This window comes from Bradyrhizobium vignae (genome assembly GCF_004114425.1).
Classification (GTDB): Bacteria; Pseudomonadota; Alphaproteobacteria; order Rhizobiales; family Xanthobacteraceae; genus Bradyrhizobium; species Bradyrhizobium vignae.
In genome coordinates this window covers 18,434-35,502 of record NZ_RDQF01000042.1, presented here as the reverse complement: position 1 = coordinate 35,502, position 17,069 = coordinate 18,434, and the positions used below count along the sequence as shown (strand labels likewise).

11 protein-coding genes are annotated in these 17,069 nt (G+C 59.8%); 2 read left to right on the top strand and 9 right to left on the bottom strand.

Annotation, left to right across the window (positions count from 1 at the left end; all coding sequences use genetic code 11):
• The first annotated feature begins 59 nt into the window (after positions 1-59).
• Positions 60-1,022 carry a glycosyltransferase family 2 protein gene (locus EAV90_RS27900; protein WP_129145310.1) on the top strand — a complete coding sequence of 321 codons (963 nt, stop codon included), beginning with the start codon at positions 60-62 and terminating at the stop codon, positions 1,020-1,022.
• Positions 1,023-1,029: 7 nt separating this feature from the next.
• Here EAV90_RS27900 and EAV90_RS27895 read toward each other — a convergent pair whose 3' ends face one another.
• The 9 genes from EAV90_RS27895 to rfbC form a co-directional block, all read right to left on the bottom strand.
• The gene (locus tag EAV90_RS27895) at positions 1,030-2,202 is read right to left on the bottom strand and encodes a hypothetical protein (protein WP_245509630.1); all 1,173 of its coding nucleotides are present in this window, start codon (positions 2,200-2,202) and stop codon (positions 1,030-1,032) included.
• A gap of 26 nt (positions 2,203-2,228) precedes the next feature.
• Positions 2,229-3,659, bottom strand: a complete 1,431-nt coding sequence (locus EAV90_RS27890; RefSeq protein WP_129145309.1) for an HlyD family type I secretion periplasmic adaptor subunit — start codon at positions 3,657-3,659, stop codon at positions 2,229-2,231.
• Positions 3,656-5,863 (bottom strand): peptidase domain-containing ABC transporter, encoded by a 2,208-nt coding sequence (locus tag EAV90_RS27885; RefSeq protein WP_129145308.1) that lies wholly within the window; start codon positions 5,861-5,863, stop codon positions 3,656-3,658. The genes EAV90_RS27890 and EAV90_RS27885 overlap by 4 nt, the downstream gene beginning before the upstream one ends.
• Positions 5,841-6,176, bottom strand: coding sequence for a hypothetical protein (locus tag EAV90_RS27880; protein ID WP_129145307.1), 336 nt, complete (start codon positions 6,174-6,176; stop codon positions 5,841-5,843). The genes EAV90_RS27885 and EAV90_RS27880 overlap by 23 nt, the downstream gene beginning before the upstream one ends.
• A gap of 11 nt (positions 6,177-6,187) precedes the next feature.
• A complete protein-coding gene (locus EAV90_RS27875; protein ID WP_245509629.1) occupies positions 6,188-10,237 on the bottom strand; it encodes a DUF4082 domain-containing protein in 4,050 nt (1,349 codons plus the stop codon).
• A gap of 737 nt (positions 10,238-10,974) precedes the next feature.
• On the bottom strand, positions 10,975-11,859 hold the full coding sequence (gene rfbA, locus EAV90_RS27870; RefSeq protein ID WP_129145305.1) for a glucose-1-phosphate thymidylyltransferase RfbA: 885 nt from the start codon (positions 11,857-11,859) through the stop codon (positions 10,975-10,977).
• Positions 11,768-12,757, bottom strand: a complete 990-nt coding sequence (gene rfbD, locus EAV90_RS27865; RefSeq protein ID WP_129145304.1) for a dTDP-4-dehydrorhamnose reductase — start codon at positions 12,755-12,757, stop codon at positions 11,768-11,770. The genes rfbA and rfbD overlap by 92 nt, the downstream gene beginning before the upstream one ends.
• An 8-nt stretch (positions 12,758-12,765) precedes the next feature.
• Positions 12,766-13,824: a dTDP-glucose 4,6-dehydratase gene (gene rfbB / locus EAV90_RS27860; protein WP_129145303.1), complete on the bottom strand. Its 1,059-nt coding sequence runs from the start codon at positions 13,822-13,824 to the stop codon at positions 12,766-12,768.
• Between the two features lie 10 nt (positions 13,825-13,834).
• Complete coding sequence (rfbC, locus tag EAV90_RS27855) at positions 13,835-14,392, bottom strand: dTDP-4-dehydrorhamnose 3,5-epimerase (protein WP_129145302.1); 558 nt, start codon at positions 14,390-14,392, stop codon at positions 13,835-13,837.
• Between the two features lie 279 nt (positions 14,393-14,671).
• On the opposite strand from rfbC, the gene EAV90_RS27850 reads away from it, so the two are divergent.
• Positions 14,672-17,005, top strand: coding sequence for an AAA family ATPase (locus EAV90_RS27850; RefSeq protein ID WP_129145301.1), 2,334 nt, complete (start codon positions 14,672-14,674; stop codon positions 17,003-17,005).
• Positions 17,006-17,069: the final 64 nt, after the last annotated feature.

Sequence of the window (17,069 nt, the reverse complement as noted above, 5' to 3'; positions counted from 1 at the left end):
TATAATAACGATAATAAATGGCAAATATTTAATTGCAAGGATTAAATGCGAGCTGCCAAATGAGCGCGAAACTGGGCGTTACCGCCGGCGGACCCGCTGCGCACCAAAGGAAAATTAAATATGGCGCTGATAAATTGATTTCGGTGATCATTCCCCACCTCAACCAGGCGGAGGCTCTGGAAGCCTGCTTGCGGAGCCTGGATGCACAGACCCTGTCCCGCGACTTGTTCGAGGTCATCGTGGTGGACAACGGCTCGGCAATGCCCCCGATGGAGGTCGTTGCCGGCCATCCCGACGTGAGGTTGACGTACGAATCGCGTCCCGGTCCCGGTCCGGCGCGAAACAAGGGCGCGGCTGTCGCAAAGGGAGAGATACTTGCCTTCGTCGACGCCGACTGCAGAGCGCATCCAGATTGGCTCAACAGCATATTGCAGGCGTCGCGCTCGTCGCCGGCTGACACGGTCTTAGGGGGCGACGTTCGCATCTGGCAGGCGGAAAATGCGAGTCTTAGCGCCATTGCGGCTTATGAGAGCGTCTTCGCCTATCGATTCAAACTCTACATCGAACGCCACGGCTATTCCGGAACGGGCAATATGGCGGTGTTTCGTCGCGACTTCGATCGCGTCGGTCCATTCGCCGGCATCGACGTGGCGGAAGACATGGAGTGGGGGCAGCGCGCACTACGCGCCGGACTGCAATTTCGGTATATCCCCGAAATGATCACCTTCCATCCGGCCCGAAGCTCCCTAAAGGAGTTGTATGCAAAGTGGGACCGGCAAATCGCGCATTATCGCAATATGGCGCAAGGTAAGCCCGTGTGGCGGTTGCGTTGGATTGCGCGAGCTTTGCTCGTTCTCGCCTCGCCGGCGCCAGACGCTGTGACGGTACTAACCAGTGACCGCCTTCACGGTAGCGGCGCCCGTCTCAAGGCTATCGCCGTCCTGTGTGCCGTCCGCGCCCATCGTGCCATGACAATGCTTTCGCACCTGCGCCGTCGCCGTGCAGTGGCTTGGAACCGCTAAACCAGAATCAAGTGTCGCGGAACGCCGAGTTGTCGGTCAGGTCCCGCAAGTCGGTACGGCGGCCGAATGACCATAGTATCCAGCCAAGTTCGTAGCTGCGACACTCGAGCCGGACTCCAATGCCGGCCGGATCGATCAGCACCTCTCCGTTTCCGAGCCAGGCGTTCTTGAGCGCGCGCAACATCCGCGGAGCCCTGCTCTTCAGCTCATGCTTGCGAACCTGCGAACGGAGCGTCAGGCTGAGCTCCGGCACAAGCATGGTCCGGCCCAGTTGGTTGTGGCCCAGCACCCAGTTGAATCCCTTGACCAGGGCATCCCGCGCTCCTCGTCGTCCGAAACGCTCGGCCCATTCCAGCAGCGCAGGGGCCATTCCATACTGATGGACTGAATAGACTTCGTAGAAATCGAGGACACGGCCACTCTTCGCATCGAAGAACCACGGCCATTCACCCTGGGGTCCCTGAAGCGCGATCAGATTGCGCACACAGGTGTCGGCCATGACGAGCGCGGACACGTCTCCGGTGAATTCGCCGTACTGATAGCAGGCGATTGAAAGGTAGGTCTGCGTCGCAAATGACGCAAAGCGGCGACGGAAGCCGGACGGCGCATCGAAAAACAATCCGGATTCGCTATGGAAACGCTCCTTCAGGAAACGGTAGAGCGGGCTCGCGAAGCACGTCCACTCCCCCTCGCCTGCCCTGGCTTGAGCGACGACTCCCGTCAGCAGCATGCCCAGGTCCTGGGCCCGAAACGCGGGCCATTGCGGCTGATCCGAGAGAATCGCTTTCAGCTCGGACCTCACACGCTCCGGAATGGGAAGGCGGAGCTCGGCGGCGGCCCACAAGGCCATGCCGAACGCATATTTCCGCACGGGAAGCGCGGTGAGACTCATGGCATTTCGATGGAAGATCTCCGGGAGATCAATGTCCGCCGGAAGTTCCGCGACCCGTGACATCCCGAGCAAGACATTGAGGGTATAGAACACGTCGCTATGCGCTATCGACTCGTTTGGCGAAGCCCGCCCGTCGAGGTGATAGATATGCGACCAACGGCGCTCGCGAGGCAACCAGCAGCGTTCCAGCCCTCTGAGCGCATAGTTCACCAGAGGCGAGTTTGGCGACAACCCCTTCGCTGGAGCCGGCATTATGAGCTTCACACCAGAATTCGAGCTGATCATCATCGACAGTGCACCATGGTAATCCCGCCTCAGTACTCGCGGATGCTTTCATCCAAGCCACGAAGCAGGGGATAGAGGAAATATGAAATCACCGTGCGCTTTCCGACCTTCATCTCAGCCGTGACCGCCATACCGGGAATGAGCTGAAGATGTTCCGGCGGCAGCCGAAGGTGCGTGTCCCGCAAATCGACCAGCACGCGATAATAGGGACTGGACGCGCGACGCGCACCTTCGACCTTCGGGTCTGGCGAGAACGAGTCCTGGCTAATGACCCGGACCTCACCAGTCGCCGTGCCATATTTCTGGAACGGAAACGCCTCGAACTTGATCCGTACCCGCTGCCCGATCGCGAGCTGGCCGATATCCTTGCCATCCACATTGACCTCGGCCTGGAGTTGAGCGTCCCGGCGAACGAGTAGGAACAGGGTTTCCGCCTCGCGAACGACCGACCCGACGGTCCGATTGGCAATCTCGAGCACGACCGCATCTGCCGGAGCGCGCAGTACGATCAGTTGGCGACGAAGCTCGGCCTTCTTGAACTCTTCAGCGGCGCTGTCACGCTTGCTCAAAGTCTCGACGAGCTCCTGGTAAGCGGAGCGGCGAAACTCTTCGGCGAATACTTTTTGATCCGCTCGGGATTTGTCCAAACGATGCGAACTATCGGCAATGCTGCCCCGAACGCGCGCGAGATTGCTCTCGACTTCCAGCCGCGCATCACGAGAAAGCAGGAAATTCAGCCTTGAACCCACTTCCTTGGCCATTAGCGCGCTTCGCATGGTTTCGATCAGCTGCATGTTTTCCAGCCGCTGAGCCAGAACCGTCTCTTCATTTTGCGCTGTCTGCAGATTCGCTCGCGCGGAAGCTATCTGCGCCTCATAGTTCTGAAACTGTGCGTCATAAGCGTTCCTTCTCTGCAGGAATACCTTCTGCTGCAGCACCTCATCGGGATTTTCAGAATTCCTGACTACATATTCTGTCCCGTCCAATTCGGCGCGGAGCCGGGCAATGGCGGCATCGAACGCAGCGACGCGCATACGCAACTGATCGAGATCCGCCTGCGAAAAGGTTGGATCGAGCGTCGCCAGCAAGTCGCCGCGATTGACGCGATCGCCGAGCTTGACGTGGATTTCGCGGATTACCGACGTTTCCAATGGCTGAACCACCAGGTTGGGACGCGTGGTGATCAGCTTCCCCTGCGCGGTCACGATCATGTCAACGCGCGAGACGGATGCCCACGTGACCGCGGCCGCGATCACAGCTACAACACAATAGAGTGTCATTCGTGCTACGCGTGGCGGGTTGCGCTGTTCGATCTCCGCTGCATCGGGCTGAAATTCCCTGACAACAGGCGGCGGCGCTGGGCTAGGCCGCAGCAGCCCTCGGCGCCTTCGGTCGCCCTTCTTTGGAGAGGCCGGTAGGTCGGCGCTTGGTTGAACGCGCGTTTTCTCTGTCCCGATCATGCGCTCTGCTTCGTCTGCTGGTTCCAGAGATGTCTATAAATCGTGCACTTGTGCAGTAGCCGGTCGTGACCGTCCACATCGACGATCTTGCCGCGGTCAATCACCAGGATTTGGCTCGCGTCCGAAAGCATCGATAGCCGGTGCGATACGATGATCACCGTTCGTCCCTCGGCAATGCGGCGCAGATTGCGCCGAATGATGGTTTCACTCTCGGAATCGAGCGCGCTGGTTGCCTCATCCAAGATCAAAATGCGCGGATTGACGATCAACGCGCGGGCAATCGCGAGCCGTTGCTTCTGTCCGCCTGACAGGTTCGATGCTTCTTCCTCCAGGAGGGTGTCGAAACCGCGAGGCAGCCGTTCGATAAACTCATCAGCGCCTGCGAGTTGCGCGGCCCTCACGATCTCACCGAAAGTGGCATCGCGCTTAACGCAGGCAACGTTCTCGCGCACCGTGCCTCGGAACAGAAAATTGTCCTGCAGCACGAGCCCAAGATTCTGACGCAGATGAATCAAGTCGAGTTCGCGCGAGTCATAGCCGTCGATCCGCAGCAATCCCTGCTGCACCGGGTACATTCCGGCAATGAGCCGCGTCAGCGTCGTCTTGCCCGAGCCGCTTCGGCCAACTATTCCGACGATCGAGCCAGCCGTGATCGAGAACGACACATCATCAAGTGCCGGCCTTCCTTCTCCATAACGGAAGGTGACGTTTTCGAATTCTATCTTACCGGCGAACTGCGGCCGCAACCCTTCGCGGTTGCCGTCGTGTTCCAGCTGCTGGTTCATCACCTCGCCGAGCATCTTAACGGCAAGGAGTACCTCCTGATATTCGTGGACCATCGTCACCATCTGGACCAATGGTCCCGAAACGCGACCGGCCAGCATGTTAAAAGCGACGAGCGCGCCGATCGTCATTTCGCCGCTGAAGACGTCCAACGCACCAAGAGCGATGATGCCGAGTGCCATCATCTTCTCAAGGAAGCCCGTCAACGACTGGGCCCCCGCGGAGATTTTTTCGACGCCAAATCGCATCGAAACCGACTGAGCACAGCAATCGTCCCACGCCCTACTCTGTCGCGGTTCCATGGCCAACGATTTCACCGTTCGCATACCATGCACACTCTCGACCAGCAGGGCCTGTTTTGCGCCCTCGGCCTGATACAGATCATAGAGACGTCGGCGGAACGGCCCCGTTAAGATCGCGACGACGCCTCCAATTACGATCGTGAAGGCGAGCACCAGCCCCGTCAGCTTAACGCTGTAGAGCGCCAGCACCGGGATGAACACGAACAGCGATAGAGCGTCCAAGGTCGTCAGGAATAGCCGACCGGTGAGGAATTCGCGGATCCGCGCAGCCTGCTGCATATGCTTCACTAGAACGCCGGCGGATATGTGCTCGAAAAAGGCGACGGGCAGACCGAGAAGGTGTCCGAATGTCCTGGTGGCGACCCGGATATCGACCTTGTTGGTCGCATAAAGCAGCAAGTATCGCCGCAAAAAGCTGAATATCGCGTCAAATGCCAGGGCTACGGTCGCGCCGGCCGCGAGCACGTAAAGCGTCGTGAAGCTCTCGTGCACGAGAACTTTGTCAATCACCAATTGAAAGAAAATGGGAAGCGCGAGACCCAGTGCATAGAGTAAGATGGCCGCTATCGCCACGTCCGCGAACAGCCGCCATTGACGCAGCAGTTCGGGCAAAAACCATCTCAGCCCGAACACCCTTTGGCGTGCTGACGACGGGCGCTCACGCTTGATCAGAATGACATCGCCGCTCCACCGTGCGCAAAAGCGGTCCTTGTCAACGATCAGCGGCTCGTCCTTGCGCTCTGCGAGTGGATCCCAGATGGTGGCCGCCTCGAGGCCATCGGCTCGCGGCGCACCCAAGATAACGACCCAATTGTCGTTCGAGAGCCGGACGAGCGCCGGATATGCCTCGCCCAGGTGGCTTAGCGCTCCCCAATCGAGGTGCGCAGTCTGCCCACGAAGTCCCGCCTCGCGCGCCATTCGTAGCAACCGGTCGATCGAAAGTATTGAGCCGTCGGTGGCATAGACGTGCCGAAGGCGTTCCGCAGACAAGTCGATGCCGTGATGGGCGGCGACCTTTGCCAAACTTTCAAGCGCGGTCCAAGACGCCGAGGGCGCGCCTTCGTCGGAGGTCGTCGGGGCGCATTCGCGATCGATTTCAGCGGAAGTTGGTTGAGACATTAGGAGGCCGTGCTGCATTTGGCGCGGGTCGATCGCGCTCCAGCGACGAAACGACGTGCGAAGGCTCGGTGGTCGAGGCTGATCGGGCGCGCCGGATCGCGCCGGCATCGACTAGGCCCTGAAGCGCGTTCTGCATCACCTCAACGGAGTTCGCGAAGGCTTCCACCGAGAAGATCAGCCGCTGACGAAAGACTTTCTTGGGAGCGTTGTTGTCGTCCCGCTCGGTGGGTGACAGGCTCACCAAGTCTACGCGCACGATCGAACCACCGACCGTGATTTCGTCCACTCCATCCGTATAGATTTCAGCATGCATTCCACTATTCCTTATGCTGCGAGCTGAGGCTGAAACACCACATCGGCATAATAATTGCTGGCACTGAAGCTGTTGGTCGGGAAGAGCCCGGCAGTGTTGGTGCCGCCATAGGCGTAGACGCCGTTGCCGCCGCTGGAGCCCGATGAGGGGGCGGTCAGCGAGCCGCTCGTAAGCGAATTTGTGAAGAAATTGTTGGTCGCGACGTAAGTCCCGCTCGTATGGTACGAAGCGACATAGGTCGTGTTGGCGGCGATCGAGACCGGCGACGCCAGCGTCACGGTCTGCCAGCCGGTCGCTGTGGTGTTACTAAAGGTTGCGCTGGCCAGCTTGGTGCCGGTCGAGCTCCAGAGGTCGAGCAGATCCGTGCCAGTGTCGCCCGGGCTACGGTAGAACTTCAACGCGGTGATCTGGCCGGCAGACGACGACGTGAATTTGACGCCGACCTCGAGCGGCGTGCCATCGTTCAAATTGGTCTGCGCCGGGGTGTTGGAAGCCGTGAACAGGCTCGCGGGCGGCGCAGTCGACGACACGGCGATATTGAAGGTCTCGCTGGCGGACTGACCGGCGGGATCCTTGGCCGTCGTTTTGACGGTGATCGTGCCGACGTTCGCCGATGTCGGCGTGCCGCTGAACGTCTCGGTCGGCCCATTGAAGTTCAACCACGAGGGAAGCGGCGTGCCGTCGGCCAGTGTCGCCGCATATGTGAGCGGGTCGCCGTCGGCGTCGGTAAACGTGTTGGCGGGCAGCGTCAGCGAGAAAGCCGAGCCGACGACCGCGGTCTGGTTAGGTGTCTGGTTCGTCAGCACCGGCGGCGAGTCGGTGGTCGCTCCGGAAGAGAACACCACGTCGGCATAATAGTTGCTGGCGCTGAAGCTGCTGGTCGGGAAGATGCCCGCAGTGCTCGTGCCGCCATAGGCGTAGACGCCGTTGCCGCCGCTGGACGCCGATGAGGGTGCCGTCAGCGGGCCGCTCGTGAACGAGTTGGTGAAGAAATTATTGGTCGCGACGTAGGCTCCGCTCGTGTGGTACGAGGCGACATAGGTCGTGTTGGCGGCGATCGAGACCGGCGTTGCCAGCGTCACGGTCTGCCAGCCCGTGGCCGTGGTGTTGCTGAAGGTGGCGCTGGCCAGCTTGGTGCCGGTCGAGCTCCAGAGGTCGAGCAGATCCGTGCCGGTGTCGCCCGGGCTGCGGTAGAACTTCAGCGCGGTGATCTGGCCGGCAGACGACGACGTGAATTTGACACCGACCTCGAGCGGCGTGCCATCGTTCAAATTGGTCTGCGCCGGGGTGTTGGAAGCCGTGAACAGGCTCGCGGGCGGCGCAGTCGACGACACGGCGATATTGAAGGTCTCGCTGGCGGACTGACCGGCGGGATCCTTGGCCGTCGTTTTGACGGTGATCGTGCCGACGTTCGCCGATGTCGGCGTGCCGCTGAACGTCTCGGTCGGCCCATTGAAGTTCAACCACGAGGGAAGCGGCGTGCCGTCGGCCAGTGTCGCCGCATATGTGAGCGGGTCGCCGTCGGCGTCGGTAAACGTGTTGGCGGGCAGCGTCAGCGAGAAAGCCGAGCCGACGACCGCGGTCTGGTTAGGTGTCTGGTTCGTCAGCACCGGCGGCGAGTCGGTGGTCGCTCCGGAAGAGAACACCACGTCGGCATAATAGTTGCTGGCGCTGAAGCTGCTGGTCGGGAAGATGCCCGCAGTGCTCGTGCCGCCATAGGCGTAGACGCCGTTGCCGCCGCTGGACGCCGATGAGGGTGCCGTCAGCGGGCCGCTCGTGAACGAGTTGGTGAAGAAATTATTGGTCGCGACGTAGGCTCCGCTCGTGTGGTACGAGGCGACATAGGTCGTGTTGGCGGCGATCGAGACCGGCGTTGCCAGCGTCACGGTCTGCCAGCCCGTGGCCGTGGTGTTGCTGAAGGTGGCGCTGGCCAGCTTGGTGCCGGTCGAGCTCCAGAGGTCGAGCAGATCCGTGCCGGTGTCGCCCGGGCTGCGGTAGAACTTCAACGCGGTGATTTGTCCGGCAGACGACGACGTGAATTTGACACCGACCTCGATCGCCGAGCGATCATTCAAATTGGTCTGCGCCGGCGTGGTGGAAGCCGTGAACAGGCTTCCTCCGCTCCCCCCACCTGTGACGTTGATGCTGATACTGGCGGGGGTCGCCTGCACATTGACACTGTCGTCGGTCGCGCGCGCCTCGATGACCTGCGCGCCAGAGCCCGACGCAACCCATGTATAGCTCCAGCTCGCCGTTCCGCTGGCGGGGTGCCAGGTCTTGCCGCTATCGGTCGACACCTCGATGCCGGCCACACGTCCGCCGACATCCGACGCAGTGCCGGTAATCGTTACCTGCTGGCCCTGACTGACGCTGCTCCCGCTCGTTGGGGAAGTGATGACCGCCGTCGGCGCGGTTGTGTCGGTCGAGGCCTGCGCAGCTACAAGGCCAGTCTGAAGCGTCTGCGGCTGCACTCCCATGTCGGCGAACAGGTTCACCATGGATTGCTCAACGGCAGTGCTAACCGGTGCGGTGATGCCGTGGAATGGGACGTATTGGTTCGACAATCCCCACGACCACATGACCGTGCCGGCGCCGAAAACCAAGGCTCCGCTGGTCGGATCACGGTAGAGCGTGAGACTGTGCGTGGCTGTGCCGGGACCGGTAGTCAATCCGTTGTCGAGCAGCAGCGTGTTGACGTTCATCGTTGTCGAGGACATGTCGATCAAGCCGCCCGGCCGAAAGCCGTTATCGAGGTCGCTGTCCCATTCGTAGCCAAGCAGGTTGGTCAGCGTTCCTCCGTTGCCGCTGGCAACGCTGGTATTTCTCCAGAAGCGGAGCTGCGACATGCTGGCCGGAATCGTGATGTTGGAGAGCGTGCCGGAGTCGTCGACCGTGAAGATCGGGCCGGAAAGCGAATTCTCCGGAGTTCCGGGTCCGTAAACAGGATCGCGAAACAGCCCCGCTCCGCCGTTCGCAGTTCCGTCAGGATCGATCTGGGCGCCGCTCCAGATGTCCTTGTATTCGATGACATTCCGGTTCGGCGTATGGCTGGCGTCGAAGCTCGGAGCTAGCTGGATGTCCCAATAGATTTGGTTACCGCTCAGGAAAGCGAGATTGACGCCTGCATCGGCCGCCGCCTTGACATTGGCAAATTGCGATTGGGACCAATATTCGTCGTGGCCAACGTCGACATAAGACTTCGAATTTAGCAGCAGTCCGGCATTGGTCGCGGCATCGATACCCGAGATGTAACTGAGATTATAGCCGTTCCGCTCCATCCAATAGATTGCCGCGTACTCTTCGCCGAACAGGAAGTCGGTCGGCTGAGCCAAGTTGGAATTCACATTCATGGCGATCGGACGGTTGTAGCTCACTTCATATGCGCGATCGCTGTTCGTACCGCTAGGGCCCTGATACAGGTTGTATCCGCCCCACGGATTATACGCTTCCCAGGTCGTATCGCTGGTCTGGAACAGAATGTCCGAGGCCGTGCCGTCATTCCGAACTATGAACGGAATCATGTTCTGGAAGTTGCCCGTATCCGATGTCAATTTCGCGAAATAGACGCCCGACACCGCTGTGCTCGGGATCGTCCATGAGTCCGTCACGGACCAGTTTCCAGCGTCGACGGTATTGGTCGCAGAATTGAAAATCGGGTTCGGCTGATTGTCCGTTCCGGTGTGATGCATACTCGTGATCAAACGCGCGCCGTTGCCGCCATAATAGCCAAGCCGGTAGATATCGAGCTTATAGCCGGTCACGCTCGCGGCGGTGTCAATCTTGAAGGAGACCGTCTGTCCAGCGTTGGTGCTGATCTGGGTCGCAAAACCTTCAATCTGCGAGTCGCCCTGGTTGGCGATCGAGCCGTGGATCGACCACGTACTCTTCGGCGTACCTGCTAGTTGATTCTCCGTGACGATCTTGTTGCTTGCGTCGGCGAACGTCGCTGTCGCAGTCTGGCCGCCGGAGGTCGCCGTGAGCTGCAAGGTCGCACCGGTCGCACGGCCGTCGACGGGCACCTGCCATTGCGCGACCACTGTGCCATTGGCGAGCCCGTCCAAATCGCCGGCGCCGCCGTCCTTGATCGCGAATGGTGTATAAACATCGGCAATGCCGTTAGCACCCGGCGCACTCGGTAGGTCAGCGATCTGGAAGGTGACCGACCCTCCGGACAGGAGGCCCGTTGTGGTAAACGTTGCAATGCTACCAGGCGGGTAATCCGCGGCGTCCGCAGCTACTGAAAACGAACTCGTCGCGCCGGAGTTGCCGGCGCCGGGATGCAAAGGCGTGGTCGCGCTTGAACCAGGGAACGCACCACCGCCTCCACGCGCCATGCTGGTCGCCCAGTCGAACTGCTCGAGCCATTGTGCGGAGGAGCCTTGTTCTGTTCCGGCGCGGATTCCTGGGTGAGGCTCTGGCCAAAGCCAATTCCGCGCGCTCCGGTCGACCTGCGCGCTGGCGCTCGAGGTCCCGTCATCGCGGCCCAGCTCCGCCATGCTTGTCCATTGCAATCCGGTCGATGCCGCCGTCTCAGCAGGACCGCTGGGATCCGCCAGATTGGTTGACCCAAGCCAACTGTTCCAGGTCCAGAGGTCATCTTCGAGTGATCCGCGAGCCCGCGGCGCTCCCTGAGCATTGAGCAGAACTCTCGTGAAGAACGCGCTTGATTTCTGGCCCCGCATGGCAAAGCCCTCCAATCGCTCAGGTAAGATTTAATTAACACATTTATTTCGTCAATTCACATTTAAAATGCGTTTTGCAACATGATATTTATTTCTATATTTCTAAATGCGTCCTTTCAATCCGCCTCGCGCCGAAGCGATACGATTTCATTCAGATATCTGCCATAGCCGCTCTTCTCGAGGGGTCTCGCAAGCGCCAGGACCTGGTCGCGCGTGACGAAGCCCAGCCTGAAGGCGATTTCCTCCAGACAGGCGATTTTCACTCCCTGCCGCTGCTCAAGGGTCTGAACAAAAGTTGCGGCATCAACCAGCGACTCGACCGTGCCAGTGTCGAGCCAGGCAAATCCCCGCCCCATGCGCTCGACATGGAGAGCATTAGCTGTAAGGTAGCGCATCTGCAGATCGGTGATCTCCAGCTCTCCACGCGCAGATGGCTCGACGCGGCGAGCGTACCGCACGACACGATTGTCGAAGAAATACAGTCCGGTGATCGCCCAACTTGAGATTGGCTTGTTGGGCTTCTCCTCGATCCGCACCGGCCGATCTGCCTCATCGAACGTAACGACGCCATATCGTTCCGGATCCCGCACATGATATGCGAAGACGGTTGCGCCTTCCTCACGTGCCGCCGCGCGGGCGAGCAGCGCGCTCAAGCCATCGCCGAAAAAGATGTTGTCTCCGAGCACCATCGCGACGCGATCGGTTCCGATGAAATCGGCGCCTACGATGAAGGCTTCCGCAAGCCCGCCGGGACGGGGTTGTTCGGCATAGCTGAGCCGAATTCCCCACTGGCTGCCGTTCCCGAGCAATCGTTCGAACTGCGACCGGTCCGCCGGAGTCGTGATGACCAGGATCTCGCGGATTCCTGCCAACATCAGCGTCGACAGCGGGTAATAGATCATCGGCTTGTCATAGACGGGCAGCAACTGTTTGCTGACCACACGTGTGATCGGGTAGAGCCGCGTTCCGCTGCCGCCAGCCAGGACGATTCCCTTCAGCATCGGTGTCTCCTCCTCCGACAAGTTGGTCGAGACAGGTTTCGAGAGAGTGGCGCCAGGCCGGCAATCGAATTCCAAACACGCTTTCCGCCTTGGATGAGTCCAGACGCGAGTTTACGGGCCTGCGTGCAGCGCTCGGATACTGCTCCGTCGTGATCGCTTCCAGCACCGGCGGCCGCCCTCCCCGACGGGATAAACCTTCGAAGATTGCCTCGGCAAAGCCGTGCCAGCTCGTTGTCCCCTGGCCAGCCACGTGAAAAATGCCTGCTGCGATGCGACGGTCATCAGTGAGTGACCGCTCTGCAATTTGCAGGAGCGCTACGGCCAGATCCGCCGCCGAGGTCGGACTTCCGTGCTGGTCGCAAACAACCCTTACGATGGGGCGCGTTTCGGCCAGCCGCAACATTGTTCGAACGAAGTTGCTGCCTGTTGAGCTGTAGATCCAGGACGACCTGACGACGGTCGCGAGGGGGTGCGCCGCCAATACGGCCGCCTCGCCGGCCAGCTTTGATGCACCATATGTGTTCAACGGCGCTGGCACGTCGGCCTCGTCGTAAGCCTCGCGCTTGGCGCCGTCAAAGACGTAATCGGTCGACACGTGTACAAATGGAATATTTCTCTGCCATGCGACATCTGCCAACGCAGCCGCACTGTCGCGGTTGATGCTGAAGGCCTTTCCGACCTCAGATTCCGCCTGATCCACAGCCGTATAGGCCGCGGCATTGATGATAATGCAGGGGGCGATCGAGGCGACCGTCCTGTCGATCCCGTCCCGGACCTCAAGGTCGAGCTCCTCTCGTCCGAGGGCCACGGCGGGCAGGCCGCGAAGAGCGGCGACGTCACTAAGGCAGCTACCCAATTGGCCATTTCGACCAGTAATCATAATCGGTCGTTCGATCATCGGCTGCCTCAGTGTTGGGTGGCTGGAAGGCCGAGACGCGAGCCGTCGTAGACCATATTGCGAGCCCGCGCCCACCAGGCGCCGCTGGCCAGATACCATTCCACAGTCTCTGCGAGGCCTTGTTCGAAGCTTCGGGTCGGCCGCCATCCCAGCTCGCTGCGAGCTTTGGACGCATCGATCGCATAACGTGCGTCGTGTCCCGGACGGTCCGGCACGAACGAAATCAGCGATCGCCTCACTGCCGGCCCTGGACGCAATCGATCAAGCGCGTCGCAGATCTGAGTGACGACTTCCAGGTTTGAGCGTTCGCTGTCGCCGCCGAAGTTATATTTCTCTCCGGCCCTGCCCTCGAACAGCAGCTTGATCAGGCCTGCTGCGTGGTCCTCGACATGAAGCCAATCGCGCACGTTGCTTCCGTCGCCATAGACAGGCAAGGACCTGTACTCGAGCGCGTTGAGAATCGTCAGCGGAATGAGCTTTTCCGGGAATTGGAATGGCCCGTAATTGTTCGAACAGTTCGACACAATCACCGGCAAGCCATAGGTCTTGTACCAGGCCAACGCGAGGTGGTCCGAGGCGGCTTTGCTCGCGGAATAGGGTGAACTGGGCCGATAGGGGGTATCTTCCCGGAAGCAGTCGACCGGTCCCAATGAACCGTAGACCTCGTCCGTCGAGACGTGAATGAACCGGAACTGTCGCTGCCTCTGGCTCGAAAGCCCGTCGAAATACCGCCTAGCTGCCTCCAGTAGAGTATAAGTGCCGACAATGTTGGTAGTGATGAACGTTGCCGAGCCGGTAATCGATCGATCGACATGGCTCTCCGCTGCCAAGTGGATGACCGCGCTCGGCTCCCATTCATGGAACAGACGAGTGACCGCTTCCTGATCGCAGATGTCGTGCTGCTCAAATCGATAGCGGCTGGTGCCATCGATGGATGCCAATGAGGCCAAATTAGCCGCGTAGGTCAACTTGTCGACATTGACGACCGAGGCCCCAGCTAGCAAGACCAATTGGCGACAGACCGCAGATCCGATAAATCCTGCTCCACCCGTCACCAGGACACGCATGACACGTCCTCTATTCAAACATGGAAGCAAGCTGGCCGAATTCGGGAAGCGCGCGATCTTTCGGGGAAAGTTGGGCCTCTGAGGTCTTCACCGGCCACTCGATTCCCAAGTCGGGATCCGCCCAATAGACGCCGCCGTCGTGGTCCGGCGAGTAGACCTCATCGACCTTATAGAAAACCGTGGTTTGAGGCTCGAGCGTACAGAAGCCGTGCGCGAACCCTTTTGGAACGAGCAACTGCTCGTCGCTCTCGCTATCCAGCTTGACGGAGACGTGCTTGCCGAACGTCGGCGACCCGCGCCGAAGATCGAGTACCACATCGAGGATCGCCCCCCTTAACACCCGAACGAGCTTGGCCTGCGAGAAGGGAGGCCGCTGGAAGTGCAACCCGCGAACCGTCCCGACCCGTTCGGAACACGACTGATTGTCCTGGACAAAATCGTGAGAAATTCCGTTTTCGGCAAAAGCAGAGCGGCGGAATGTCTCGCAGAAATAACCCCGCGAATCGGAAACACGCTTCGATCGGACCAGCTTCACATCCGGAATCGCCAAACTTCGCACTTCTAGCATGACCGCACGCTCCGACAACGCAGCGCTATCGCCGAACTCTCGACATTCCTTAACCGGGCGTAGCCCCCCGGTTCCACTCTGCTTGTTAAGCAATGTCGAATTTAATCGGCGCTCGTCTTTGCTGCGACCGTTTAATCACCCCACCAATTAACCTCTAATTCTATTTAATTTGCAATATGAGATTTACAAGATATATTGACTTTAAATGTGCCGCCTAATTCAGGGCACGCGCGGCAGCATCCCGCTCGTGCGATTGTCGACAGCTGAGAGAATTGTCCGATGCTTCAGACCAATCCGCTCAAGACCGACGGAGCACATCTTCCCCCCGCCATCCAGATTCACTCGGATCGCCAGGACGGGGCGGCTATTGGTGAACTCATCAAATTGGCTCTCGTCTTCGTCCGGCGCCAATACCTGGTGATCATTGTCAGCGCTGCGCTCGCAACTGCGGCGAGCCTCCTATACCTGCGGCTGGTCTCTCCAAGCTACACGGCGCAAGTTCAGGTCCTGTTCGAAAATCCCAGGGCACAATTTCTCCAGAAACAATCATTTCTGTCAGAACCGGTCGTCGATAATACCCAGATCGAGACGCAACTGCAGATCATCAAGTCACAGGCGACCGCCGTGGCCGTGATCAACCAGCTGAAACTGACCGATCATCCGGATTTCCGAGCATCCCGGCCGTTGCAGTCTTGGTTACCGCGCTGGCTCCGCAGATTCGGAGCAGATACGTCCGAAGATCCACAATCGGCTCCGTCAGACCAGCCATCGGAAGCCACGATTGCTAGCTTTCTGGATCGCCTGTCTGCAGGTCGGGTTGGCTATAGCCGCGTCATTGAACTCAACTTCACCTCGAGCGATCCGGCGCTAGCGGCGGAAATCGCGAACGCAACTGCAAAAGCCTATATCAACGATCAGCTAGCCGCAAAATTTGAAGCCAGTCGGACCGCAACAAGCTGGCTGCAGGAGCGCCTACGAAATCTTGGCGAGGAGGCACTGACCGCGGAACGTGCCGTCGGTGCATATAAGTCCCAGAACAACATTGTCTCACCGGGGGGAAAGCCGATCGACGAGCAGCAGATAACAGAGCTGAACACCCGGCTCGTCGCCGCCCGCGCGCAGAGCTCGGAGGCCGCGGCCAAACTAGCTGGTTACGAACACGTCCTTAACTCCGATCCGACAAAACTGTCCTCGATCGGCACCCTGGATGCCATCGGCCCTGACGCGATGAGCAGTCAAATTATCACCTCGCTGCGCCAACAGTATCTCGAACTCGCCAGGCGTGAGGCCGAACTGTCGGCCCGCGTCGGCCGCGACCACCTAGCAGTCGTCAACGTCCGGAACAGGATGCGTGAGTTTCGCAACTCGATGCTCGAGGAGGTCAGGAGACTTGCGGAAGTCAGCCGAAGCGAAGTCCAACTTGCGAAGCAACGACAGCAGGAAATCGAACAACAACTGTCGGCTGCGGTCTCGCAATCTCGTCTCACGAACTCGGCAGAGCTGACGATAAGGGATTTGGAAAGCCGGGCAAAGAGCCTGCGGGGCCTCTACGACACCTTCCTTCAGCAGTACATGGGCTCGACGCAGCAAGAAACCTTCCCGATCTCGGAAACCCGTATCATTTTCCCCGCTTCTGCCGCTCAAACCAAGAGCAAACCGAAAGCGAAGGTCGTGCTGACCTTCGGACTTCTGGGGGGGCTCGCGCTCGGATTGCTCCTCGGCTTCGTGCGAGACGTAATGGACCGCGTTTTCCGCACGTCCTCCCAACTCGAGGCTGCGCTCGAACTGCCGTGCCTGTCTCTCGTGCCGATCCTGAGTTTGCCCAGGCAGCAGAGGCCGGCGGCTCGGCTTCAACAGCCGCAGGAAGACTCGAATCAACGAATACTTCCGACCGCTCCGGACATTCATCGCGCCGTCGTGGGCATGCCTCTCTCTCGGTACACTGAGGCCATCCGGGCGATCAAGATTGCGATCGACCATAGCCCGGCAAAGACGCCGAACCAGGTGATTGGCGTGACTTCTGCCCTGCCAAACGAGGGCAAGACCACGATTTCCGCTTCCGTGGCGCAACTTATCGGACACAGCGGGAAGAAGGTGATCATAGTCGACTGCGATCTCCGGAATCCGTCGCTCTCGGCCCGTCTCGTCCCCAAGGCCGTGGATGGCATCATCGAAGTCATGAACGGTGATCGCTCACTCGAGGACGTGGTATGGCGGGATCCGAGGACGGCTCTCGCCGTTCTTCCGGCCGTTCAGCGCGGGCCCGTGCTTCATTCAAGCGAGCTTCTGTCCGACGGCGCGATATGCAAGCTCTTTGATCGCCTGCGGCAAAGCTATGACTATGTCATTGTCGATCTTCCGCCGCTGAGTCCGCTTGTCGACGTACGGGTCACGGCTCCTCTGATCGATTGCTACGTTCTCGTCGTCGAGTGGGGACGCACGAAGATCGACGTCGTACAGCATGCACTGCACACCGCCCCGACGATCTCGGACTCGCTGATCGGCGCAGTCTTGAACAAGACCGACATCAAGGCGATGAACCGATACGACGCCCACCGAAGCGATTATTACGATGACAGTCACTATGTCCGCTATGGTCTCTCGAGCTCCTGAGCGACCTGTCGCCGTGCATCATCGCGACTTGTGCGCTGAAGAGCCTACCGACCTGAACATTCGG

Coding starts and splice junctions, on each gene's coding strand:
- EAV90_RS27885 (WP_129145308.1), bottom strand. CDS start 5,863: ATGTCTCAACCAACTTCCGCTGAAATCGATCGCGAATGCGCCCCGACG.
- EAV90_RS27895 (WP_245509630.1), bottom strand. CDS start 2,202: ATGATGATCAGCTCGAATTCTGGTGTGAAGCTCATAATGCCGGCTCCA.
- rfbA (WP_129145305.1), bottom strand. CDS start 11,859: ATGCTGAAGGGAATCGTCCTGGCTGGCGGCAGCGGAACGCGGCTCTAC.
- EAV90_RS27850 (WP_129145301.1), top strand. CDS start 14,672: ATGCTTCAGACCAATCCGCTCAAGACCGACGGAGCACATCTTCCCCCC.
- EAV90_RS27890 (WP_129145309.1), bottom strand. CDS start 3,659: ATGATCGGGACAGAGAAAACGCGCGTTCAACCAAGCGCCGACCTACCG.
- rfbB (WP_129145303.1), bottom strand. CDS start 13,824: ATGCGTGTCCTGGTGACGGGTGGAGCAGGATTTATCGGATCTGCGGTC.
- EAV90_RS27900 (WP_129145310.1), top strand. CDS start 60: ATGAGCGCGAAACTGGGCGTTACCGCCGGCGGACCCGCTGCGCACCAA.
- rfbC (WP_129145302.1), bottom strand. CDS start 14,392: ATGCTAGAAGTGCGAAGTTTGGCGATTCCGGATGTGAAGCTGGTCCGA.
- EAV90_RS27880 (WP_129145307.1), bottom strand. CDS start 6,176: ATGCATGCTGAAATCTATACGGATGGAGTGGACGAAATCACGGTCGGT.
- rfbD (WP_129145304.1), bottom strand. CDS start 12,757: ATGATCGAACGACCGATTATGATTACTGGTCGAAATGGCCAATTGGGT.